Source organism: Alkalihalophilus pseudofirmus (assembly GCF_029094545.1).
Lineage (GTDB): Bacteria > Bacillota > Bacilli > Bacillales > Bacillaceae_D > Alkalihalophilus > Alkalihalophilus pseudofirmus.
Map to the genome: position 1 here is coordinate 1818636 of NZ_CP117835.1, position 21461 is coordinate 1840096.

The following is a 21461-nucleotide window of genomic DNA, read 5'->3' on the forward strand; positions in this document are numbered from 1 at the left end:
GTTAGCTCCTTTCAAAATATTCATCTCTCGTCATGCCATAATACACGACATCATAATATGTACCAGCCCTTGCTAAATGCTGCTTTAAGACCCCTTCTCTCTCAAGTCCGATTTTCTCCATCACTTTCCACGAAGCTGGGTTTACCGTATATGCAGCAGCATAGATCCGGTTAAGACCAGTCTCTTCAAATCCATATGTTAAAAGAGCTTTGGCGGCTTCTGTTCCATAGCCTTTGCCCCAATAAGGCACGCCAATCCAATAGCCTAATTCTCCTCTATTATGGGTGAGGTTGATATTAATATTTATCAGGCCAATTAGCTGAGTGGAAGATTTCTCTATAACAGATAAAAGGATGATCTCACCCTTCTTTTCTTTTTCGCCAACCATTTTAATAAAGTCTTTGGCACCGCCTTTTGGGTAGGGGTGCGGGACATTTGATGTCGTTTTAGCTAGCTCGTAATCGCTCGCTAACTCTTCGATACGATCTGCATGCTCCAATGCAACCGGAAGCAATCGTAGTCTGCTAGTTTCTATCATCATGTAATATCCTCCTAATTATCGCATTTTTTTAGTATGATTTTTCGGTACATGCCGTTTAGCATCACGGGTTGATCTACTAATATCTTTAGCTGTTCTTTATGAAGCTTATAAATATCCTCAAACTTTAGCCCGATATCTGTCCCTAAGAGTTTAACGATAGGTCTTATTATTTTTTTCGGTAAAGAAAGCTTTTTCGTCTCGGGTGCAAATTTATCAAACAGGATGATCTTTCCATCAGACTTCAATACTCGTTTCATCTCGCTAAAACAGGCAGCTGCATCTGGTACGACCGATAAAATTAGACTGCCTACAACGATGTCAAAAGAATTCTCATCAAAGTCCATATTCTGAGCATTCATTTCAATAAATATAATCGATGATTTCGCAAATTTAAGTTCAGCTTTTTTCAGCATATCAGGTGAAAAATCAATGGCAGTAATATCAAGTTTAGTGGAATCGATTAATTCTAAATCAGCCCCCGTACCCACCCCGGCAAATAATACCTTCTGCCCTTCTTTAAAAGGAATATCTGAAAATACTTGTTTGCGAGCTTTAAGAAACAGACCCGAGTTAAATAACGAATCATAGATAGGTGACCATATCTTGTAGATGATCTTGTTCCACGTATGATTCACCCGTGTCCCCCCTCTTCTAGCTCCTTTTTAATCGCTTCTGCAACTTTAATTAAATATTGATTGGGGTGCGGGACAAAGTCTGTTTTCCTTATGCTTTCGTTTTCTTTCCCCTTTTTTGTTACATGTTGAATCTCCAAGGTGCTTTTTAAACCTAGACAGAAATCACAGAAATCAATAAAAGCAGCTTTAACAATCTCTGAAACTTCTTCCTGTTGTAAAGTGAAATGGTCATTGGTCTTTAAAAAATATAAATGAACATGTGCAAATTCACGGTCAATAAATGGCTCTGATATGATACAGTCTTTTATCACACCAAGAGTGATCAATCTATCCATAGTCAATTCAATTCCTAATTCCTCATGGACTTCACGCACGCCATCTTCTATTGTTTCATTGGCTGAAATATGACCGGCAGCCGTTATGTCAAACAGACTTGGGAAATCTTTTTTATAGTCACTTCTACGCTGAAGATAAATATAATAATTGTCTCCTTCCCTGCCTGCCATCCAGCAATGGAACGTTTCATGCCAGAGACCTCTTTTATGTATATCAGCACGCGAGGCAATACCGACTGGTTGTCTTTGTTCATTAACGATTGTTATATGCTCTGTATCCATTATTTGAACTCCTAGTTTATTTACTTTTAATTAATTCTATAATGGTATTGATAACAAACTCTGGCTCATCTTGATGAATGTAGTGGGAAGAGTTCGCGGCAATCATGAACTTGCTTCGGGTTGAGATTGCTGCCATTTCTCTTTGTAAATCATGCCAAAACTCCTGTGTTTCCTCCGTGTAATGTGTTTTATTGCCTGCTGAAAGAATGGTTACAGGAATGGTAAGTTTGTGGTTACTTTCTTCTAATTGAGCCAAACTTGCTGCAAACTCATCATAAGTCCCTTCAAGCGTAAATTGTTTCTTATACGCTTGCTGAAATTCAGCAGGCATTGATGGCAGAAATCGTTTTTGATAATCAACTGGTGTTGAGTCAATAAGAACCAGCCCATATACATCATGAGGGTATGAACAAGCGAAAAGGCTCATATTTACCCCGCCAAATGAATGCCCGACTAATAGGTACGGTGGCTTTATATCAGCTTTTTCCAAAAGGTCTTTTAACTCATTAATCATCTGTAAGCTCGTTCTAGGATATGTAGTAGATTCACTTTTCCCTAGACCTGCCCGATCATACATAAATACCGATGTTCTAATCTCTAATTCTGGTGAAAGGCTATCCCATGTGGATGAATCGTCACCGTAACCCGCATCCATAATGATGGTTAAATCACTGTCAGGCACATCTGTTCTTTTCGTATAAAAAGTAGTACCTGCTGCCTTTATGTACATTTCCTTAAACATAGTTCCCCTCACAATAAAACCAATATATGTATAGTATACCTTTCTCTGCTATTTTTTTAAATCCTTCATTGATACGACCTTTAATTCGACGTTTTTCAACTAATTTAAAAGCCGCCATAATGGATTGGCAGCTTTTAAAATCATTATCTATATCCGCTCGCATCAGCTGGCTTCCCTGCTTCCTGTACCTCAACTAAATACCTGAAACAATCAGGTTGAGAGCCGTCGATATCGGTAAAGTTATACTTTTTAGCGAGTTCTCCGCTTGAAAAGGATTGACCGTTAAGCTTCTCTTTTTCTTGATCTAATGCAAGTGCACAAACGGCTCGTCCGATATATCTCGGTGATTCTGAAATGACAAAGTGGGGCTCCTCAGCTGCAGCATCCATCCAGTTTTCCTCTCCTACATTAAAAAGTTCAAGCATCAACTCAGAACGCAGCCACCCTGGAGTAAGTGAGACAGCAGTACAACCGTGTGGACCGAGTTCATGGGCGAGGGATTTTGCGATTCGATTGACTGATATTTTTGCTAAATCATAATACATCGATAGGCGGTAATTCTCTTTATTATAGTGTTCAGTCCCATCCGTGACTTCAACAACCAAGCCTCCTTTATGTTTAATAAGAAGCGGGAGCGCATAATGATTGGTTATGAGATGAGTGTCGATTGCTAGCCTGAGGAGACGCAAGCCATTTTCTAAAGAGTGCTCCCAAATCGGTGTATTCCATTCAACCAAATGCTCCCCTCCCCATATATCGTTTACGAGAATATCAAGTCTCCCGTGCTCCTTTTCTATCTTTTTGATTAAAGCGTCTACTTGTTGAGGAATAAGATGATCAACCTGCACAGCAATACCGACTCCTCCTAGCTTATGAACAAGTTCTGCTGTTTCTTCAATTGTCTCTGGTCTGTCATATTCTGAGCGTTCCTTTCTTGTTGTCCTGCCTGTGATGTATACGGTCGCACCAGCTGCTCCAAGTTCCATAGCGATCCCGCGTCCAGCTCCTCTTGTCCCTCCTGCAACTAAAGCAACTTTGCCTTTTAAATGTCTCATTTGCAATCTCCTCCTTCTTGAACTATCTTAAGTATACCTAGTAATGTTGACACCTTATGTCATGTTTAAAATTAATTTATGTATTCAGCGAAAGAAGGTTGTTATTATGCGAGCTGATCGTTTACTATCTATTTTATTCACTCTACAACAGAATGAAAAAATGACCACAAAAGAACTAGCAAAACAATTAGAAGTGACGGAAAGAACGATCCATCGTGATATGGACGCATTAAGTGCAGCAGGGATTCCTGTGTTTGCAGAAAGAGGAAAGTATGGCGGCTGGAAAATAGTCGAGGAATATAAGAAGGCTTTTTCAGGCTTAAAAGAGAGTGAACTTAAAACATTATTCCTCTCCCCTTCTTCTCACTTGCTTACTGATTTAGGAATCGAACATGAATGGAGTGATGCGAGAAAAAAGCTATTGGCAACATATCCAGCAAAGAAAAAACAAGAATTAACACGCAGCTGGGATCGCATCCATATTGATTCAAGTACCTGGAGAAAAAGAAATGCTATGACGAAAGAAGATGAGCTTAAGGAATTGCAGCAGGCTGTCTGGAATGACGTAAACGTAGAGATTGACTATGAAAAAGCTGATGGCAAACGGAGTAATAGAGTTATCTCCCCGCTCGGATTAGTGGCCAAAGGAAGAACATGGTATGTGGTGGCAGTATCGAATGGGCAGCTGAGGAATTTTAAGGTTTCAAGAATTCATTCTGTTACCCTGTTAAGTGAATCATTTGACCGGCCTGTAGATTTTAATCTTGCTGAGTATTGGCATGAATCTAAACAGCAATTCATCGAGAACTTGCCTAAATATAAGGTGGATATATTCATATCACCTTCTATTGTGAAGCGTTTAACGTTTACTGGGCAATTTGTCCAAATCATTAAGATAGATGAGCTGAATGAAGACGGCTGGTTCCCTGCTATACTTTCCTTTGATACAAAAGAAGAAGCAACTCAGTATATGCTTGGTTTTGGTGATCATGTGCGGATTAATCAACCAGAGGAACTGAAAAAGGAAGTAACACAAATGGCAGCTGCTGTGCTTCGAATGTATGAAAAAGCAAAACAGGAGTGAAATAAGTTCATTCCTGTTCGCTATGTTACCGATTTAAATTAACATTTACTTATAACCATCTTCAGCTTATACTCTCCGTCCTCAAGCAGGTTTGCATCATAAAGATCATTCATATCTACAAATCTTGTCTCTTTAGTGTAGGTTGCTAAGGTATCTACCCAAGTCTTATGACTAAATAGGCCAAGCAGGTGAACGTCATGATGAATGCTGAGCTTCCCGTTTTCACGAAGTAAATAGATCATGGTTGCTTCGTAGGTGTTGTCTGAATTAATATGATTGTTTTCGAGGATGGTAACGTGGATATCCTCTTTTTCAGCCATATAGGAAAAGTTATTATTTTGAAATTCTTCTTTTGTATGAATGACGAAAAACATCAGCCCGCCTGGCTTTACATGCTTAGCTGCTGTTTGGATTGCAGCATGTAAATTTTCAACTGTATTCATATACATAATTGAATCAGGAATCGCCACGATATCAAATTGACGATTAAGATCGACTGTACGCATATCTCCATGTAGGTATGTGATTTCAGGATTGTTTTTTTTTGCTACGTTTAGCATTCCTTCACTTATATCTACACCAGTTACCTCAAAATGCTTTTTAAATTGGGAGTCATGCCCACCTGCACCGCAGCCTAAGTGCAGCATTGTTTTCAACTCTCTAGCAGCATGATCCTTAAGAACTTTTACATAACGTTCTACTTCTTCTGCATACTCTTCTGGAGGGGCAATAATAGGTTCTATCCAAGCTAAATTCTCGTAGATATTCATTTAAATACTCCTTTCAAACAATGACACACGAATAGAGCTGAACGTAAACCAGCTCTATTCGTATAATTATAGCATTCATAATAACCTATCACTTCTTACTCATGCCATTCAAGTGACTCAATAAACATATTTAATCGTTGTGTGTACACTCCCCCGTTATAATCCTCCCGGTCGGCATGCTTATGTTTGTAATACCAGCCGTCTGCCCCTTCAAATAGAGTAATATAGCCGTCGATATGAGTTTCAGGGTTAAAAGCTTCCTCCATCCCGCTGTAATAGCCATAATGGTAAGGAGTGCCTCCCCCTAAATCTTCATAATAGGAAAGGTCAATATCAAAGGATCCGAACATTGTTTGCATGCTGCGCTGAAATGGAAAATCTGCTTTTAACTTACCGAATGCATAAAAGCTGTTTTCAGATACACCATCTTCGGTAAAACGCCACTCAAAAAAATGCTCATGCTCGATTTTCTCAATATTTGTCCCGCGAGGAAGATAGCTTGTCAGCTCGAGATCCTCATTTATATATAATTCAACTTCGACATCCTCTACCCCTATGGCACCTACATCTAAGCTTACTATCTTTTCTAACGGGCGCTCGTACTCTGGATGCAGCTCTTCTTCTGAACCAAAATGAGTGTGAGGTGCCTGGACCCTCAGATGTGAGAACAGGATCCAAGAAACAAACCAGTTTTCTTTATTGTATAAAGGCATCTCTGCGGTATAAATCATTTGCTGCCCGAACAAGTCTTCTGTGACGTACAGTTCTGTTAATAATTCATTTTCTTGATCTACGAAAGCGTACATTTTTGTCTTTTCTCGGTCAAATGAAAAAACGTCATTGTATGGGAGAGGAAAATCATGATTCATTCGAATCTCACTAATCACCCTTTCAACAGGTACTTCTGTTACTTCTGAATAAGGGATCTCACTGATTACTCTATCTACCTCCACTTTAAATTGTTGATCAGTGACCCTTTCGTTAAAGACAATCATATTCAATTTTTCCCCGTCAGGTCCACTAATTAGAATGGAATCTGCCACATCTTCTTTTGTTTCTTCAGTTGTCCATCGAGGTGGCAGGTAGAGTTGAAACGTGTCATTGTATACAGATCTAAAGTTAAATCTATTAATTTCTTCAAACTCGGCAAAAGAAGTTCTATTCAGTATTCGATAAATTAAATTTTCATTTTCTTCAATTTCCCCTGCCTCAATCGTCTCTCCTGCACCTATAAATCCAACTTCAGTGACATCAGGCAATGGTTCGTTACTAACTTCTGGCAGGAATAGAGCATTTACTAATAAAATACCTGCAATTCCAGCTGCACTCACTGTAGCTAGAGCTCCTAAAAGATGTCTTCGCTTCCTTTGATGGTAGTGTGATTTTTGAGAATAGGAACCGTTATTAGTTAATCCTGCTTTAAAGGCATTTAAGCTTTTATGTCGTGCTGTTTCTGGTAACTGCATGGTTTGTTTTTCTTTGAGAAGTCGTCTTAATTCTTCTTCACTGTACGGTTTATTATTCATCTGCTGCTCACCTCCAGAGAGATCTCTTCAGATAAGGCCAATCTAGCTCTACGCTGCATTGACTTTACAGCTAAAGAGCTTTTACCCATAATGTCAGCGGTTTCCTTTATAGAGAAATCTTCGACAAATCGTAAATGAAGTACCGTTTGATAGTGTGCAGGCAGTTTATCCATCTTTTTAAGCACTTCATTGATATGTAAATGTCTTATCACAGTTGTTTCGGCTGATTCATTTTCCCCAGCAAGCGCTGTTAATGTATCAGTCTCCATTGTTATTGAATTCCGTTTCGCAGGTTTTTTACGGTAGTAGTCTATAACCATATTTCTAGCAATTTTAAATAACCAGGTTTTAAATGATGATCGGCCTTCAAAACGCTCTAATTGTCTTGCAGCCTTGAAAAATACATCTTGCAGTAATTCTTCTGAGTCATGATAGCTGTTTGTCTGTATATAAATATAATGAAATAACCGGTCGACATAGCGGTTATGCAGCTCATTCACAGCTTCTTCATCACCTGATAGAATTTCACGAATTAGGTCGTGATCATTCATAATGCTAACCCCCTCTTCCCTTTGCAAGTATAGACGGTATTAATAGGAAAAAGGTGCGTAAATATGATGTTTATTCAATAAATATAGTTTTAAAATCATGCACTTACCGTTTTAACAAGGAAAAGATACTAAAATTTGTTTTAATATCTTTTACATTTGTTCATATTCTATTATAATTATAGCTAAAAAGAGAGGTATTTCTTTTATGCCGCACATAAATAAACTTGCAAGTCATATTAAAGAAAATGCATCACAGCTTGCCGAACAGGTTGTTGATGAGGTACTTGCTAAAATAGATTTAATTATTTCAAAAGAAGAGACAGATCTAGCCGTCTGTATGTATACAACTTTTATGAACTTCATTGGTGACACGCTGCACACACGTGAAAAGGGCGTGCCGGCTGAACTCATTGAATGGAGTAAAAGCAATGCGTGGGCGATTGTAGAAGCGGGAGGAAAAGTTTCTGATATCATCGTTCGTTACCCTCCAACGCGTGAAGTTTTTGCTGAGTTGGTAGAAACGTTAAGTGCTCAATTTGAGTTATCTACTCATGACGCACTATATGTTTTAACACGAATTAATGAAATGCTCGATATTAGTTTAGATGAAACGGTCATCGCTTTTGAGAAGTTATCTGATCAATACAAAGACAAAATGCAAAAAGAAGTAAAAGAATTATCGGCTCCGGTTGTACCGCTTCAAGACGGGGTAGCTGTACTACCGTTAATGGGCAGCATCACAAAAGAAAGAGCAGATTATATTCAAGAAAAAGTAGTCCCTAAAATACCTCAGCTGGATATAGAATGTCTAATCATCGATTTCTCGGGTATATCTATGATTGATGAAACGACAGCTTATCATATTCATCAAATCGGTGATGTACTAAGGCTGTTAGGGATAAGAATCATTACATCAGGTATAAGTCCGCAATTAGCTTTAACCTCTGTTAAAGGCGGACTAGATATGGCAAGAGTGAGATCGTATTCGAGTGTACAACAGGCTCTTCAACACATCTAAAGAAGCTGCATTCCCCTTTAAAAGGGAATGCAGCTTTTTTTGTTTAATCACTTAATCATTTAACACTTTATCCATTACTTCTTTGGTTCTCGGACCGAAGATTCCATCATTAGCTAAGGATGGGAAGCGTTCTTGAAATTTAATAACAGCATCTCTCGTTTGTGGGCCGTATACACCATCCACCCCCACATTGTAGCTCATATCCTTTAAGCCGCGCTGTAATGTATTTACTGCTTCTCCACGGCTGCCCACTTTCAATACTTCATTAGAAAATCCCCAAGTATTAAATTCTAATGATAATGCTTTGTGAGTGGCGGGGCCGTAAATACCATCATTTTTTAATTCAGACTTTGTTTTTTGGAAAGCTAGGACAGCTGTTTTCGTATTCGGACCAAAGATTCCATCTTCAGTTAGCTCTGCACCCATTTCTCTGTTTAACGCACGCTGCATAATTTTAACGTTTTCTCCGCGTGACCCTTCCTTTAAAGTACCTGATTGAGAAAGGTCAAAAATGTAAGGTACGCTTGCTGCTTGTGCTCCAACACCAGATGGAACACCTGCGGCTAATATTGTGGCTGTTACGATGGCTGCAGAAATTTTTTGCCATTTTTTCATATACAATCATCTCCCATATGTTATTTAATTAATTCACATATGAGACGCGTGAAGAATGAACATAGTTTCAAAAAAATAGAAATTATTTAGAAAAATTTACAAATAGGAGATAGTTTAATAAATTACAGTTGATAATCCCTTGGTCTCCCCCAATTTTCAAATGCTTGATATGCGGGATCTTCCGAATCAAATTGAATCCAAATCGGTGCATCATACAGATCTGGGTGCGCTTCGAAAAAGGGCGTATCTCCATATACAATGGCTTCTAGTGCAAGTGGTAACTCCCGCCTGAAAATTTCATCTCGTATTGCATTTAAAGCTGGTCCGAAATTACCGACATAAACGTATAGATGGAGGTAATACGTGTCATTGTAAGATACCCATTCCCCAAGCACTTCATCACGCATTTCAGTTATTTCATCAAACGCAAACTCCTCACCAATTGTTAAAAACAATTCTCCAGTGAAGTCTGAATGAGTCAAAGTGTAGCGCCGGGGTATAATTGGTTCTGTTGGTGTGACTCCTTCTCTGTAATTCACTGTTAATTTATCAGGATCTAACCTTGCCATTTCAACTCCCCCAATCAGAATGATTACACATTAGATTACTATATTCTTTGGATGAATTGTGTGTGTGCGCAATGTAGTATAATGGATAAGGTATACAGTACATTTGAAGGGAATGAACGATGCGCAGATATCAGTATTTTTAACTCACATCAATAAACATTCAGGAGGTAAAAGTATTGATTAAGACAGAATTAGTAACAGAAAGATTATGTTTAAGAAAGATGGATGAAGGTGATGCAGGATTTCTATTTGAGATATGGTCCGATCCAGAGGTTACCAAATACATGAATATTTCATCTTTTACAGAGATAAAGCAAGCTGAAGAAATGATCTCATTATTGAATCAACTTGCAGATGAAAATCAAGCTATACGTTATTCAATGATTGAATCAGCTTCTAATAAAATCATAGGTTCGTGTGGGTTTAATGTGATTGATCTAGAGAATGAGAAAGTAGAAATTGGTTATGAGCTATCTACATTTTATTGGGGAAAAGGGTTTGCAACAGAGGCTTTAACCGCACTGTTGTCATATGCCTTTGAAACATTGTCCATTCATCGAGTAGAAGCAAAGGTACAGCCTGCTAATCTACCTTCAATTAAATTACTTAATAAGCTGCAATTCAGCTACGAAGGCACGTTAAGGCAAAGCGAAAAAGCTCGAGGATCTTTTGTTGATTTAGCTATGTATTCTAGATTAAGAACGGACTGACCGATTTGTTTTTACTAAAAGTGACAGCAAGTATGTCGTTACATGCCTAACTGCAATTGTATATTTTCAAGGCGTTTATGTGTTTATTACGAGCTTTTTTGCGTTGGATCATTGTTTATATGTGTCGATTGCAGAATGAATTGCGTCAGTCTCAATGTATTGCGTCAATTCAACCACGTTATGCGTCGGTGTAGTAACGAATTGTATCTCTTTAAAAGTTTATTGCGTCACTCTAATTCAGCTCAAAAAGGAACTGCATCCACCTTTGCAGTTCCTTTTTGACAAGTTATTTAATTGGTATCTCCACGCTCAAATCATACTCTTTCATAAAATGCATTCCTTCGATGTGAAGTGCATCAGCATCTCCAGCTGTTTTGAATACAAGTGTCCGCACCTTCCACTCGTACCCGTTTTCATCTGCCGTATACGTTTGATTAAGGGTGGTCGATAAAGGTATTGATGCCTCTTCAGAAATGAGGGTTACTCCGTCTAATAATACATCATCTTCTGTAGCTATGATTAGATGAAGCTCGTCTTCTGCTCGATTTATTTCTTTAATCCGCAGACGTTTACCATTCAAATCAATCGTTTCACCTACAAATGAATCCAAATCAACTCTCTGATTCAAACCCTCATATCCTACAAATCTTTTCATTTTCAGTTCCAACGTTTCAAGATTTTCTGGTAATGCATCATATCGAATATCAAAGGTATAGCCACGTATGTGAGAGCGGCTGCTGCTTCCGGAGCGTATAACAGGTTTGCCGTTTGCTATTAGTTCGAGCCCCGCGAAATCCTGATTCAATCTTCCATAATTATCTACATTCAATTTCCCTTCAATAAACGTACTAGTCGGGGTGGCTGTTATTGATGTAAAGGTTATTTGACCTTGGTCCACTTTAAGTGTTTCATTGATCGGCTGCTTGAGTTGTGTTTGCATCGCTAGGTTAGGGTTATACGGAAATGTTATCTTCTTCTCGATTAAAGGTGAATCTTCAATATATTCATGTAAAGTAAGTGTCAGATTTTTCGCAAAGCCGCTGACTGGGTCAAATCTCATCAGTCCTTTTATTTCTGTATGATTCTCATGAAATGTGGAAGTTCCGCTGCTAGCATTTGAATTGGTTAGAAAGCCGCTGATATGATGAAGATGAAGCGTGTGAATGGACTCCTCATCTAATCCCTCTTCATTTGAAACGGTGTAATACATTATGAGTTGGTTCGCATCAGTCATCACACCATCAATCGTCAGGATAGAGCCGTCCTCTAAAACGATTTGTTCATCAACATTTTGCCCCATTCCTGCTTCATTTAACTGATTCAATGTGCCAGAATTAAGGTCGTCAAACCCTAAAAACTTCTTTCCGTAATAAGCAAAACCATTAAACTGATAACCTACAAGTACTATAAAAAAGAGTGCTGCAGCTGAGAGTCTCCACATCAGCTTCAAAGGTTTTGCTTTTTTAGGAGGTATGGTAGATAGAGCATCTCGCAGCCTTCCTTCTAATTCAGGCGGCGCCGTGGTAGATTGTAACTCTATTTTTCTCTCTGATAATTGTTTTTCTAATTCATTCATTCACTGCACCCCCTGCTTGCCTTCTGAGTCTTTTTAACCCCTCTGCCACTCTTGATTTGACGGTACCTACTGGAGCATTTGTGATCTTGGCAATCGTTTGATAATCCAGATCATGAAAGTACTTTAGTTCAATTGCTTCTCTTTGATGTTCATTGATATGGCTTAATAATTCTTGAATATCAAGCTGCTGTTCAATTTGGAAATAGGAATGTTGAATTTCTGCAGCTTGATCCTCTGCCTCTTGCCAATCATCTATCAATACCATTTTCTTTCTCTTTGTTAGTGATGTTTTACAATGATTAACTAATATGGTTTTACTCCAACTGTAGAAAGTCTCGTTTTTCTGAAGTTGTTCAATCTTCTCATAAAGAATAACAATCATTGCATCCATTGCATCCATTGCATCATGCTCATTCCCCATATAAGAGTATGCGAGGCGGTAGAAATCATCTTTTCTGGCCATAATTAATTGAACTAATGCTTCCTTATTACCTTTTTTTGCTTTTGCTACAAGTTTCTTAACATCCATTCCTTCACCTCTCTCACTACTATGACTCGCACAGCAGGTAAAAAGTTCATTTTTTTCTAAAAAAATTTCAACATAAAAAGCCCTTCATACGTGAAGGGCTGATCATTATTCGATTTCTTCCCACACAATTTCGATTCCCCATTTTGAAGCGAGCTTTTCTAACTCTTCTTCATAATGAAGATAGCTTTCGTCAGCCGCAACAAACAATTCATCTGAATCCTCATTGCCTAAAAGCCAGCTCTCATTTGCTTCTATTAATAGCTTAAATGCTTGCGGCAGCATCGCATGTACGTTAAGAAGCTCTTCATTTGAATAGTTGTTTCGTAGTTCCTCCGATTGAGAGACTAATTGTTCGAGTGAGGGGATCAGCTTCTCTTCAGTGAAAAGAGCTAATTCTTCTGGATCATCAATGTCCATTTCCTCTTGTATCAGCATCAGATATTCATCTGTAATTCCTTCTGTTTCTTCTAAATAGGTGGTCATCAGAGCAGTGTTGCCAAAGAATGTTTGATAAAGAACATATCCTCCAATTAAAACCATGATAACCGTCCCAATGCTCTTTTTGTTCAACTTGCTATCCCCTAACTACGTAAAGTGATTACTGCTTCACTCATTATAATGTGTCAGGAAGAATTTGTAATAGGGTGAATGGCCTATTTATTGTAAGTTACAGTAAACGTTCAAACAGCTTCGGATACCGAAAGACTAAACCGTTGGTATCAACACTTAATGTTTGTTCGAATCTTTTCCCACATTGATAGTGGAAATATCGTAAGCATCCATCTTGGTATAGGAATTTATAGGATTGTGGAATTTTTTTGATTTCAAGAGTAGGAAGGGAAATATAAACGACATCGATAAAGTTGTGATCACTTAATTTCCAGCTTAAGCGATTTATAGGCAAGGAATTAGAAAAGGGAGAGTTTGAAATGTCTATATCAATGGCACCTTTTAGCTTTTGTATAGAATTACCAGCTACATTAAACCAATTACCTTCACCGTCTGTACTTAGAATTAATTTATAGTAGTCATCCACACAGATCTCAACATTCCTTGTAATCCATTTTTCATCAAATTTAATAAAATAGTTGACCACATGGGCTTGTGCAGGGGATGTTGTTTCATAGATTATTGTGCCTTGGGCAGTTAACTCCGCATCTCCAGATGTTAATAAACAGCATTCAAAACCAAATTGTTTTACGTGCTTCCACATCACTTTTTCCATGGTTAGTCTCCTCTCAATTTTAAAACATACTTTGGAGAACTAAAACCGCTAATAGTATTAAGGAAGGGAGATGCTGGTATGAAGCTGATCTGCTAGGCTCTATCACTATTCCTACAAACCTTAACGATTAAAGGTGTTATATCTTTTTACATGTGCTAAATTCTACTTCTTTCCTACATATTCTACCAAAAGTAACAATATACCTTTTTAAAAAATGAATTTTTCTTATCTGTTTTTATCAATTAGATGCTGGATTGTCTGCAAATGACTGCCATCACTAGTTATTTCATATTGATCAAAATGACTATCATTCATATAATAAGTAGTAGTCTTTGTCTGATATTGTCTATCCCCTATTTCATTTGTTATCACAAAAGTGATTGAGTATTTCAGAGGGTGCTCGTTATGGCGGGCTTCTTTTAATGTCATTTGATTTAAATCAGATAAGATTTTCTCGATTACGTCCTTTTCTAATACGGTAAGGCTCACTTCTTTATCATGATTGTCACCGGCCGTACCATAGGCGGCAAGTTCAATTTTTTCAATCGTAGAATTCTGGTTCATATGATTTGAAAATTCAGAAGTGAAGCTAGTGTAAGGAGCTTGAATGACAAAAATTATTCCGCTTAAGACTATGAGCCCTACTATTGTAGCTAATAGATATTGACTCTTAATAAACAAGCTGAATAAGGCAGTTAAACCCAAAACAGCTGCAGCTGCTAATATAAATGGAAATAGAGTCCAAGTGAGGTCAAAGAACAGATTCATAAGTCACACCTCCTATTTTTATTAAAACTTTCAGCTCAAAAAAAGACGACAAACATGTATGATTGTCGTCTTCATTTCTCTTTAATTTTATAGGATATGCATGCACCTTTCAAATATTTCCTGCTTCATTTTTGTAAGATATCAAAATACATTTATTAAACATTTTCAGATCGCTTTTTCTCTAAAAAATATTCAACCCATGGACGAACGGCGGTATATATGCCGGCGGTTACTAACCAGATAAATGCAAGATAGGTCCAGCCTTGAAAGAATTGCAGGCTATAATTATAACCTGTTACAAACATCACTCCCGGAAAAGCAAATATGAGTATAAATGTTAACGCTAAAGCCCAGCGAGTACACAGCTTTGCATCTTTAATCAGCTGCTTATCATTCATTTCTTACACAACCTCCTTCTTAGCAACCACAATTAATTCTTCTTGTTCATCATCAAAGCTTTTGAAAGAATCTTTCATTGCTTCAAAGTCAAATTGTTCATTGGACATAAGCGCATGGCCGATTGAAATGACACCGCTGACGATAAAGACAGTCAGGTTGCCGAACAGCATAGAATGAAGATGCCCAAGTGATTCAACATTTATTGCCCCATGCATGACATATGCAGAAACATTCCAGACAGTCACTCCTGAGACCATACCGAGTAATGCCCCCCAGAAGCAGCCATTATTTGTTGCTCGCTTCCACAATAGGCCGATCGTTAATGGAATGACGGCACCACTAACAAAGATTCCCATTGCCATATAGACAAAACCAAGGCCTATACCGATACTAAATAGCAATACAGAAAAGACACCCATCGCTAAACCGAAACTTAACGTAACGATGCGAGATACTTTTAATGTTTTTGCACTGCTTGCTAACGGGTTTATTGATTTACGGTAAATATCTGTGACAATAATATTTGTAATGGCTGTTAATTCAGCAGCTCCTGTTGACATGACAGCCATAAACAGCATCACTAAAAATAAAATCGAACCAACTGTTCCCAGTACATGAGCTGCCATTAATGGTGCTGATGCATCCGGGTCTCCTACATTTAAACCTAAACCGGCAGCGGTTACACCGAGGAATGTAGCGATAGCAAAAGGAATGGAAAACCAAGCAATCCCACCGTAAATGTATGCTTTAGAAGCAGCACTGTCCTTACTTGCAATCGCTCGCTGCCAGTAAGATTGATCAACAAACACTGTTCCGAAGTTTCCTATAATGTTTATCATTCCAAATAATAAACCCGGAATCGAACCCATTGTCAGCATTTGCTGTGATTCAGGAAGAGAACGTAACCCCTCATATACGGTTTGAACACCGAATTGCATATAAACTGCAGCAGCAAAAATCGTTAAGATAACAAAAATCATGACTGTGTTTAAATAATCGGCAATAAATGAAGCTTTCAAGCCGCCAATCATTGTATAAATGGTGAAGGTTAAAGGAATTAAAAAGGCCGCTATGTAAATATTCATTCCAGTTAATGAGTTAAGAGCGATCGCCCCTCCTAAAATAACCATGGATGTTACAATTATGTTGGTCATTAAGGCAAAAACCATCATCAATTTATGATTTTTCTTGTCAAAGCGTTTTCCGATAAATTCAAGAAACGTGTGAGCTTTAGGCGCTTTCCGTTTTAAGTGAATCGCAACGATGGCAAATAACAATACTTGAATACAAGCACCAGCTGCATACCAATAAGGACCGCTGATTCCGTACTGAAAACCTGTCGAAGAGGACATCATTAATGTGGCTGCCCATGTCCAAGCGGCAATAATAGATGCGCTTGCCAGCCCTACACCAACATTTCTACCTGCCGTGCTGAATTGTTCCGCTGTCATAGCTGTTTTTCGTCTGCGCTGCATTACAATGGTCAAGATGGTAAAGAAACTGCCGAAAATGAATAAAATCAAATACCCCGTGGACGTTGATAGCATAAAACTCTCCTCCAATTTTTTAAATCGTCATACCTCTCTTTAAAATGTCTGATAATTTAAAATACTTCTAATGTTGTTTAGTATACGAACGATTAGAAGTTTATTCAAATGATGTGTTAGGTTTCATAACATGGTTTTTTTGGTGCTAATAAAAATAACGGTGCTAGAATAGAATTCAGCACCGTTACGTTTCATAAATCCTTATTCAATTATGACTCCCTGATATCGAAAAACTTGTTGTATGTATACATTTCTAGGACAAATAATCTTTAAAACGATCCATGTTTATATAGAAAACAACAGATAATATAAGGAAAAAGATCGGAGAACCTAAAAGCACAAGAAAAAAGATATTTAGCCCCGATGGAAGCCCCGCCCCTTGAGACATAAAGGAAAGAAGGATATTTTCCCCAACAAGCACAATGATACAAATGAGCATGGTTGTTAGAAAAGCAGCAAATACCGATTGAATCAATTTCATGTAAAACGTCCTTTCGAGTTAAACAGGGACATGCATCCAATATTCTATAAAAAAACATTTTAATGTCCTTATTCATCATTACTTTAACCTTAACAAAAAAACATAAAATACAATAGAGGTTTTACTTACCGCTCTTTATCTCTTAAGACATTACATAAATAAAACCCTTAAGCACGCTGGAGATTTAACCTGTTTAGCGTGCAAGGGTTTAATTGATTTGACGAGTTTTGTAGCAGAAATATAAAGGTGTATGCTTTCGAAGTTTCTTAGACTGCGGCTCTTTTACTTCCAGTCATCTTTATGAATTCCACGTATTTCAAGTTCCTCTTCTAATAAGGAGATAAATGTATGATCAAGACCTTTTTTCAGGGACATATGATGTGCTTCTAATAAGAAGTCATCACTGAAATTTTCAAAAAACCTTCTTGAATACTCTTCATTATTAAACATGTATGTTAGCTCCAACTCCCTTGTAACCCTAGATATACTGAAGATTCTTGGTGCTTGGCCATTTTATGATATGTTCAAATAATTGTACGAGTTCTTGCAGATGATGAATTCCGTTCTCTATTTCCTTATAAGCTGCTGTTCTATAGGTGCTCCAAGCAATGGTTTTAGCTTGATTGTAAACAAATGAAGCAGCGGAAGCTCCTTCTATTCGATTGATATACTCTTTTTCTTCTAATATAAGCACATATCTTTTTACTGTAGGGGTAGTGGTATGAAATCCATACAGCCTTTTAATTTTCTTTTCAATTTCCGTGATCTTTAACGGAATGTCTTCATTTTTAAAGATCAGTAAAATATAAAAAGGAATAACATGAGCATAATTAAGATATTGAGACATAAATGCATAATTCGTAAGCTTACTTACCCTGGCACGTTTTGATTCGAGTAAAGGCTTGAGGGTATGAATATGCCTTCTCACTTCTTCGATCCAATCAGTGGCCTGAGTTATAAGATAATTACGGCCTATGGGAGTTAGTCGATAGGATTGATTTCCTGATGAAGTCCCATAGGCTGGTTCTATGTACCCTTGATTTAATAACGATATATAACAGGACTTTTCAATTTTAGGTGAAGGCGGCTGTAGAAATGTGGATGAACTATTCTGATACAAATTTACGTAAAAAGTGGATCCAAAGGCAACTTTAGCTAGGATAAAGTATCTTTGAAGCCTTCTTATTTGTAAATTTTCCATATACTTGACCCCTCTCCTAATTTAATCATTAAATGACAGTAATGATGATTATACCTCAGGAAGCTTACTATTTATCTACCCAAATTCAAGTGAAGTAAACCCATTAAAACCATCTTTTTCCAAATCTATTCGAATTTTCAGTTTATAGATGTATCTTATAAAAGCATTTCTACCATGTCTATACAATTGGTGTCCATTTCAGCTCCGAAATTCGACCTTTCAAACAACGTTTACTCCTTTTTATACGGCTTTTTCCCCATTCCAGCTAATAACGATAATGGGCCTGATTCTTATCGTTCTATCCATTCAATTGAAGTAATTTAGCTGATATTGGGAATACTATGGGTAGGAATGGAGGGAATTAAAGTGAAGAATGATAAAGAACTTAGGTTAACTTCTTCTGAGTTAATGAACTTGTGGACACAATATTTAAATGATTCAGCTGCCTCCCAAGTTCTGCGTTATTACTTGAAACATGTAGAGGATGAAGAAGTAAAGAATGTACTTACAAAGGCGTTAAAAAGTACCACATCTCACGTAGAGTTTATTGGGAAGCTATATAAAAAAGAAGGTATTGCTAAGCCTATAGGTTTTTCTGAAAACGATATCGTAATGGGTGCACCTAGATTGTTTTCAGATACATTTTATATTTATTACCTTCTACATCTTTCCACATTAGGAATGGCTGCTGGCGGGGTTGTCATAAGCACTTCTAGCCGTACAGACATTGTAGAATTTTTCAGGAAAGTAACTCAGGATGCAGAGGATCTTCACTGTTTAATTAAAGAAGTGACTAAAGCAAAAGGTATACATAACAGGCCTCCATACATCCCGTATCCTAAAGAAGCTGTGATGGTAGAGGATCAAGATTATTTAGGAAGCATGTTCGGTAAACAAAGGCCTATTAATACAATTGAATTAACTCACATCTTTACGAATATACAAACGAATACAATAGGTAAGACTTTAATGATTGGGTTCTCCCAGGTTTGTCATTCTGATAAATTACGCAGCTATATTTTACGTGGGAAAGACATTGCTAATAAGCAGGTAGCCATTTTTAGAAAGCTGCTTGAAACAAATGATATTCCTGTTCCAAGTCCGTGGGATTCTGCTGTAACTGAATCAACAGTTGCCCCTTTCTCTGATAAACTAATGCTGTTTCACATTACGGCGATGTCCGCTGCAGGTATAGGTAATTACGGGGCAGCAATGGCTGCTAGTCCTAGAAAAGATATTGGTCTCAAATACGCTAGGTTATTAATGGAAATCTCTCTCTATGCAGAGGACGGTGCCAATTTAATGATTGAAAATGGCTGGTTAGAACAACCCCCACAAGTACCAGACCGCAATGAATTGGCTAGTAAGTCAAAAGGGTATGAATAAAAAAGTAGAAGCGGTTGCCTGGAGTTTGTTTTTTCCGGGTCTTGCTCAAATAACAGTGACAAAAAGGTTAGGAAAAGGAGTCTTTTTCTTTTTACTTGCCCTGCTCATTAATACAAATGCTAGAATTAATGAAATCGTCATTCTAAGTCTTAAAGGTGAGACGCAAATGGCTGTTGGGGTGACAGACTATCAGTGGCTCTTGTTTTACTCCTGCTTATATTTTTTTGCTTTATGGGATGGGTATCGTGAATGCGGGGGAATAAATGAACAGTATGCTTTTATTCCTTTTGTATTTTCGGGGTATATGACGACGATCGGCATTGTTTTCTCTCCAAGTATACATCTATCAGGCTTTTTATTAGGTCCGTTATGGCTCCCTGTTATTGTAGCGGTCATTAGTTTTTTGATAGGAATGTTGCTGCGCACTATTGTATTGAGGTTACTTAAGAAACGGCCGGGTTAAATTTCCGGCCGTCACTATATAATGTTCTGTCCTTCTATTGCTCAAAATTCTTCTTTTCATATGTAAGGATAAAGTAGTCAAACCTCATAGCGATATAGATCAGTACCATTGCACTTATTCCTTGCCACATCCCGCCAAAAAATATGCCAATGAGAGCGCCTATTAGAATATAAGAGGTTAATTGTTTACCTAGCATCAAGAGCCTCCTCTTTCCACAAGCCTAATGCTCTTTAAGAAAGTTAATTGCTTCCTCAAGTGAATCTGAATAAAAAACTAAATGTCGTGGGCTTGTCATAACTTTTGTGGCAATCACATCATATTCAGCAAAAGAAATAAGATTAAAGAAATGCCTGAATCTATGCTTTTTCTCTAACGCTTTCTCCTTGGATTTAATTTCATCATGATCAATTCTGAATAATACATAGATTGGTTTTGTGTATGAGTTGAGGTTCATCCTCTCATCAAGTTCGTTTAAATAGTCTTTATCGCTTTGACTTCTCGTTAAATTACACGAAAAGCCTACGTTATCAACATGGTCATCAATTTTATTCTGCGTTTTGTCGTAATCTTCATCTGACATTTCCTGATCAGTCATAATGACTAAACTGTACCAAATGTCCGTTTCATCATTCGTATTCTTTCGTTTTTTAAACATCGTAAGGGTACGTCCTCTCTTTAAAATCGGCCTTCAAAGCGTTCTGATTTTGTACCATTCTATTGCTTTTTTCTCGAGTTCTTTAATGAGCCCGTCTTTCCCCTTTATGTACTGATCCATTTCAAATGGATAAAGTTGAGCTAATTCTTGCTTTTTCTTCATATATCGGCTGGCATCTTCTGTATGATGTCTAAGATAATCTCGGAAAGCAAGATGTCTGAGGATATGCGGGTCACCTGTTTGAAAGGTATGGATATGGTGCGTTCGATGATTTCCGCCTTTCATAAAGAACCTTCGACCTAAAATGCCGTTTTCCCCACATGCTTTGTACCCTAGCTTAGAAAATAAATGATTAAAGTGATCTACTTTTTGAATATCAACTACCTCTACAAGAATGTCGATAACAGGTTTAGCTGCCATTTCAGGTATAGCGGTGCTGCCAATATGGCTGACTCTAATACATTGTTCACCGAGTATTTGTTGAATGTTTTCACGTTCACGATAAAAGGCATCCGGCCACTCTTTTTGATAAGGTACTACTTCTACTTTTCTCATGAGCCTTACCAATCCTTCCATTCAAACAAGATTACATAGATCATGCCGACTAATAAATAGGTGGTGAAAAGAGTCGTGAGCAGTTGTATAAACCCACTATTTATCCCATTTGTAAGTACGTTTAGAATGGTAGTGAAAATAAAGTAGAGCACGGTGTATAGGACGATGCTTTGAGATTTGGCTGCTGTTTTCCTTTCAATGGTCCTTCCTATCACTATATTGATATGAAATAAACGAGGCATA

The 21461-nt window shown here is 37.7% G+C and carries 29 protein-coding genes; 5 read left to right on the forward strand and 24 right to left on the reverse strand.

Annotation, left to right across the window (positions count from 1 at the left end; translation table 11 throughout):
- Position 1: 1 nt before the first annotated feature.
- From PQ478_RS09730 to PQ478_RS09750, 5 genes are all read right to left on the reverse strand, one after another.
- Positions 2-541: a GNAT family N-acetyltransferase gene (locus tag PQ478_RS09730; protein ID WP_323465999.1), complete on the reverse strand. Its 540-nt coding sequence runs from the start codon at positions 539-541 to the stop codon at positions 2-4.
- A gap of 11 nt (positions 542-552) precedes the next feature.
- The gene (locus tag PQ478_RS09735) at positions 553-1176 is read right to left on the reverse strand and encodes a class I SAM-dependent methyltransferase (protein ID WP_289236699.1); all 624 of its coding nucleotides are present in this window, start codon (positions 1174-1176) and stop codon (positions 553-555) included.
- Positions 1173-1793, reverse strand: coding sequence for an NUDIX hydrolase (locus PQ478_RS09740; protein ID WP_289236700.1), 621 nt, complete (start codon positions 1791-1793; stop codon positions 1173-1175). The genes PQ478_RS09735 and PQ478_RS09740 overlap by 4 nt, the downstream gene beginning before the upstream one ends.
- 16 nt (positions 1794-1809) lie before the next feature.
- Complete coding sequence (locus PQ478_RS09745; protein ID WP_289236701.1) at positions 1810-2535, reverse strand: alpha/beta fold hydrolase; 726 nt, start codon at positions 2533-2535, stop codon at positions 1810-1812.
- A 143-nt stretch (positions 2536-2678) separates the two neighbouring features.
- A complete protein-coding gene (locus PQ478_RS09750) occupies positions 2679-3590 on the reverse strand; it encodes an SDR family oxidoreductase (protein WP_289236702.1) in 912 nt (303 codons plus the stop codon).
- A 106-nt stretch (positions 3591-3696) separates the two neighbouring features.
- On the opposite strand from PQ478_RS09750, the gene PQ478_RS09755 reads away from it, so the two are divergent.
- Positions 3697-4674 carry a helix-turn-helix transcriptional regulator gene (locus PQ478_RS09755; protein ID WP_289236703.1) on the forward strand — a complete coding sequence of 326 codons (978 nt, stop codon included), beginning with the start codon at positions 3697-3699 and terminating at the stop codon, positions 4672-4674.
- 38 nt (positions 4675-4712) lie between these two features.
- Here PQ478_RS09755 and PQ478_RS09760 read toward each other — a convergent pair whose 3' ends face one another.
- The 3 genes from PQ478_RS09760 to PQ478_RS09770 form a co-directional block, all read right to left on the reverse strand.
- Positions 4713-5444: a class I SAM-dependent DNA methyltransferase gene (locus PQ478_RS09760; protein WP_289236704.1), complete on the reverse strand. Its 732-nt coding sequence runs from the start codon at positions 5442-5444 to the stop codon at positions 4713-4715.
- Positions 5445-5539: 95 nt separating this feature from the next.
- Complete coding sequence (locus tag PQ478_RS09765; protein ID WP_289236705.1) at positions 5540-6970, reverse strand: hypothetical protein; 1431 nt, start codon at positions 6968-6970, stop codon at positions 5540-5542.
- Entirely contained in the window at positions 6967-7521 is a 555-nt protein-coding gene (locus tag PQ478_RS09770) for an RNA polymerase sigma factor (RefSeq protein WP_289236706.1), read from the reverse strand. Before PQ478_RS09770 ends, PQ478_RS09765 begins: the two co-directional genes overlap by 4 nt.
- 205 nt (positions 7522-7726) lie before the next feature.
- Between PQ478_RS09770 and PQ478_RS09775 the strand changes: the two genes are divergently transcribed.
- Positions 7727-8539 (forward strand): STAS domain-containing protein, encoded by an 813-nt coding sequence (locus tag PQ478_RS09775; RefSeq protein WP_289236707.1) that lies wholly within the window; start codon positions 7727-7729, stop codon positions 8537-8539.
- A gap of 51 nt (positions 8540-8590) precedes the next feature.
- Here the strand turns inward: PQ478_RS09775 and PQ478_RS09780 are convergent, their stop codons facing one another.
- A complete protein-coding gene (locus tag PQ478_RS09780; RefSeq protein ID WP_289236708.1) occupies positions 8591-9154 on the reverse strand; it encodes a peptidoglycan-binding domain-containing protein in 564 nt (187 codons plus the stop codon).
- A 122-nt stretch (positions 9155-9276) separates the two neighbouring features.
- Positions 9277-9723 (reverse strand): staygreen family protein, encoded by a 447-nt coding sequence (locus tag PQ478_RS09785; RefSeq protein WP_289236709.1) that lies wholly within the window; start codon positions 9721-9723, stop codon positions 9277-9279.
- Positions 9724-9902: 179 nt separating this feature from the next.
- On the opposite strand from PQ478_RS09785, the gene PQ478_RS09790 reads away from it, so the two are divergent.
- A complete protein-coding gene (locus tag PQ478_RS09790) occupies positions 9903-10433 on the forward strand; it encodes a GNAT family N-acetyltransferase (RefSeq protein WP_289236963.1) in 531 nt (176 codons plus the stop codon).
- A gap of 286 nt (positions 10434-10719) precedes the next feature.
- Here the strand turns inward: PQ478_RS09790 and PQ478_RS09795 are convergent, their stop codons facing one another.
- From PQ478_RS09795 to PQ478_RS09840, 10 genes are all read right to left on the reverse strand, one after another.
- Complete coding sequence (locus PQ478_RS09795; protein WP_289236710.1) at positions 10720-12009, reverse strand: DUF4179 domain-containing protein; 1290 nt, start codon at positions 12007-12009, stop codon at positions 10720-10722.
- Positions 12002-12538, reverse strand: a complete 537-nt coding sequence (locus PQ478_RS09800; protein ID WP_289236711.1) for an RNA polymerase sigma factor — start codon at positions 12536-12538, stop codon at positions 12002-12004. Before PQ478_RS09800 ends, PQ478_RS09795 begins: the two co-directional genes overlap by 8 nt.
- A 105-nt stretch (positions 12539-12643) precedes the next feature.
- Positions 12644-13108 (reverse strand): hypothetical protein, encoded by a 465-nt coding sequence (locus PQ478_RS09805; RefSeq protein ID WP_289236712.1) that lies wholly within the window; start codon positions 13106-13108, stop codon positions 12644-12646.
- Positions 13109-13205: 97 nt separating this feature from the next.
- Complete coding sequence (locus PQ478_RS09810; RefSeq protein WP_289236713.1) at positions 13206-13763, reverse strand: putative glycolipid-binding domain-containing protein; 558 nt, start codon at positions 13761-13763, stop codon at positions 13206-13208.
- Positions 13764-13988: 225 nt separating this feature from the next.
- Positions 13989-14531: a hypothetical protein gene (locus PQ478_RS09815; protein WP_289236714.1), complete on the reverse strand. Its 543-nt coding sequence runs from the start codon at positions 14529-14531 to the stop codon at positions 13989-13991.
- Positions 14532-14686: 155 nt separating this feature from the next.
- Positions 14687-14929: a hypothetical protein gene (locus PQ478_RS09820; RefSeq protein WP_289236715.1), complete on the reverse strand. Its 243-nt coding sequence runs from the start codon at positions 14927-14929 to the stop codon at positions 14687-14689.
- Positions 14930-14932: 3 nt separating this feature from the next.
- A complete protein-coding gene (locus PQ478_RS09825; protein WP_289236716.1) occupies positions 14933-16477 on the reverse strand; it encodes a sodium:solute symporter family protein in 1545 nt (514 codons plus the stop codon).
- A 253-nt stretch (positions 16478-16730) separates the two neighbouring features.
- A complete protein-coding gene (locus PQ478_RS09830; RefSeq protein ID WP_289236717.1) occupies positions 16731-16958 on the reverse strand; it encodes a hypothetical protein in 228 nt (75 codons plus the stop codon).
- A gap of 282 nt (positions 16959-17240) precedes the next feature.
- The gene (gene sda / locus PQ478_RS09835; RefSeq protein ID WP_289236718.1) at positions 17241-17408 is read right to left on the reverse strand and encodes a sporulation histidine kinase inhibitor Sda; all 168 of its coding nucleotides are present in this window, start codon (positions 17406-17408) and stop codon (positions 17241-17243) included.
- A gap of 28 nt (positions 17409-17436) precedes the next feature.
- On the reverse strand, positions 17437-18159 hold the full coding sequence (locus tag PQ478_RS09840; protein WP_289236719.1) for a hypothetical protein: 723 nt from the start codon (positions 18157-18159) through the stop codon (positions 17437-17439).
- 366 nt (positions 18160-18525) lie between these two features.
- On the opposite strand from PQ478_RS09840, the gene PQ478_RS09845 reads away from it, so the two are divergent.
- Both PQ478_RS09845 and PQ478_RS09850 read left to right on the forward strand, forming a co-directional pair.
- Positions 18526-19545: a DUF3231 family protein gene (locus PQ478_RS09845; RefSeq protein WP_289236720.1), complete on the forward strand. Its 1020-nt coding sequence runs from the start codon at positions 18526-18528 to the stop codon at positions 19543-19545.
- Positions 19538-20008 carry a hypothetical protein gene (locus tag PQ478_RS09850; protein WP_289236721.1) on the forward strand — a complete coding sequence of 157 codons (471 nt, stop codon included), beginning with the start codon at positions 19538-19540 and terminating at the stop codon, positions 20006-20008. The genes PQ478_RS09845 and PQ478_RS09850 overlap by 8 nt, the downstream gene beginning before the upstream one ends.
- Before the next feature lie 34 nt (positions 20009-20042).
- Here the strand turns inward: PQ478_RS09850 and PQ478_RS09855 are convergent, their stop codons facing one another.
- Genes PQ478_RS09855 through PQ478_RS09870 form a run of 4 tightly spaced genes read right to left on the reverse strand, consistent with a single transcriptional unit; the run spans position 20043 to position 21460 of the window.
- Entirely contained in the window at positions 20043-20204 is a 162-nt protein-coding gene (locus tag PQ478_RS09855) for a hypothetical protein (protein WP_289236722.1), read from the reverse strand.
- A gap of 24 nt (positions 20205-20228) precedes the next feature.
- A complete protein-coding gene (locus PQ478_RS09860; protein WP_289236723.1) occupies positions 20229-20663 on the reverse strand; it encodes a hypothetical protein in 435 nt (144 codons plus the stop codon).
- 33 nt (positions 20664-20696) lie between these two features.
- Positions 20697-21218, reverse strand: a complete 522-nt coding sequence (locus tag PQ478_RS09865) for a GrpB family protein (protein WP_289236724.1) — start codon at positions 21216-21218, stop codon at positions 20697-20699.
- Positions 21219-21223: 5 nt separating this feature from the next.
- Positions 21224-21460, reverse strand: coding sequence for a hypothetical protein (locus tag PQ478_RS09870; RefSeq protein ID WP_289236725.1), 237 nt, complete (start codon positions 21458-21460; stop codon positions 21224-21226).
- Between the last annotated feature and the right edge of the window lies 1 nt (position 21461).

What these genes read in the sequence shown, in the direction of transcription:
- PQ478_RS09870 (WP_289236725.1), bottom strand. Translation starts at nt 21,460, where the DNA reads ATGCCTCGTTTATTTCATATCAATATAGTGATAGGAAGGACCATTGAA.
- PQ478_RS09795 (WP_289236710.1), bottom strand. Translation starts at nt 12,009, where the DNA reads ATGAATGAATTAGAAAAACAATTATCAGAGAGAAAAATAGAGTTACAA.
- PQ478_RS09750 (WP_289236702.1), bottom strand. Translation starts at nt 3,590, where the DNA reads ATGAGACATTTAAAAGGCAAAGTTGCTTTAGTTGCAGGAGGGACAAGA.
- PQ478_RS09810 (WP_289236713.1), bottom strand. Translation starts at nt 13,763, where the DNA reads ATGGAAAAAGTGATGTGGAAGCACGTAAAACAATTTGGTTTTGAATGC.
- PQ478_RS09765 (WP_289236705.1), bottom strand. Translation starts at nt 6,970, where the DNA reads ATGAATAATAAACCGTACAGTGAAGAAGAATTAAGACGACTTCTCAAA.
- PQ478_RS09785 (WP_289236709.1), bottom strand. Translation starts at nt 9,723, where the DNA reads ATGGCAAGGTTAGATCCTGATAAATTAACAGTGAATTACAGAGAAGGA.
- PQ478_RS09800 (WP_289236711.1), bottom strand. Translation starts at nt 12,538, where the DNA reads ATGGATGTTAAGAAACTTGTAGCAAAAGCAAAAAAAGGTAATAAGGAA.
- PQ478_RS09815 (WP_289236714.1), bottom strand. Translation starts at nt 14,531, where the DNA reads ATGAATCTGTTCTTTGACCTCACTTGGACTCTATTTCCATTTATATTA.
- PQ478_RS09775 (WP_289236707.1), top strand. Translation starts at nt 7,727, where the DNA reads ATGCCGCACATAAATAAACTTGCAAGTCATATTAAAGAAAATGCATCA.
- PQ478_RS09860 (WP_289236723.1), bottom strand. Translation starts at nt 20,663, where the DNA reads ATGTTTAAAAAACGAAAGAATACGAATGATGAAACGGACATTTGGTAC.
- PQ478_RS09770 (WP_289236706.1), bottom strand. Translation starts at nt 7,521, where the DNA reads ATGAATGATCACGACCTAATTCGTGAAATTCTATCAGGTGATGAAGAA.
- PQ478_RS09730 (WP_323465999.1), bottom strand. Translation starts at nt 541, where the DNA reads ATGATGATAGAAACTAGCAGACTACGATTGCTTCCGGTTGCATTGGAG.
- PQ478_RS09840 (WP_289236719.1), bottom strand. Translation starts at nt 18,159, where the DNA reads ATGGAAAATTTACAAATAAGAAGGCTTCAAAGATACTTTATCCTAGCT.
- PQ478_RS09825 (WP_289236716.1), bottom strand. Translation starts at nt 16,477, where the DNA reads ATGCTATCAACGTCCACGGGGTATTTGATTTTATTCATTTTCGGCAGT.
- PQ478_RS09740 (WP_289236700.1), bottom strand. Translation starts at nt 1,793, where the DNA reads ATGGATACAGAGCATATAACAATCGTTAATGAACAAAGACAACCAGTC.
- PQ478_RS09865 (WP_289236724.1), bottom strand. Translation starts at nt 21,218, where the DNA reads ATGAGAAAAGTAGAAGTAGTACCTTATCAAAAAGAGTGGCCGGATGCC.
- PQ478_RS09855 (WP_289236722.1), bottom strand. Translation starts at nt 20,204, where the DNA reads ATGCTAGGTAAACAATTAACCTCTTATATTCTAATAGGCGCTCTCATT.
- PQ478_RS09850 (WP_289236721.1), top strand. Translation starts at nt 19,538, where the DNA reads ATGAATAAAAAAGTAGAAGCGGTTGCCTGGAGTTTGTTTTTTCCGGGT.
- PQ478_RS09830 (WP_289236717.1), bottom strand. Translation starts at nt 16,958, where the DNA reads ATGAAATTGATTCAATCGGTATTTGCTGCTTTTCTAACAACCATGCTC.
- sda (WP_289236718.1), bottom strand. Translation starts at nt 17,408, where the DNA reads ATGTTTAATAATGAAGAGTATTCAAGAAGGTTTTTTGAAAATTTCAGT.
- PQ478_RS09780 (WP_289236708.1), bottom strand. Translation starts at nt 9,154, where the DNA reads ATGAAAAAATGGCAAAAAATTTCTGCAGCCATCGTAACAGCCACAATA.
- PQ478_RS09760 (WP_289236704.1), bottom strand. Translation starts at nt 5,444, where the DNA reads ATGAATATCTACGAGAATTTAGCTTGGATAGAACCTATTATTGCCCCT.
- PQ478_RS09745 (WP_289236701.1), bottom strand. Translation starts at nt 2,535, where the DNA reads ATGTTTAAGGAAATGTACATAAAGGCAGCAGGTACTACTTTTTATACG.
- PQ478_RS09820 (WP_289236715.1), bottom strand. Translation starts at nt 14,929, where the DNA reads ATGAATGATAAGCAGCTGATTAAAGATGCAAAGCTGTGTACTCGCTGG.
- PQ478_RS09755 (WP_289236703.1), top strand. Translation starts at nt 3,697, where the DNA reads ATGCGAGCTGATCGTTTACTATCTATTTTATTCACTCTACAACAGAAT.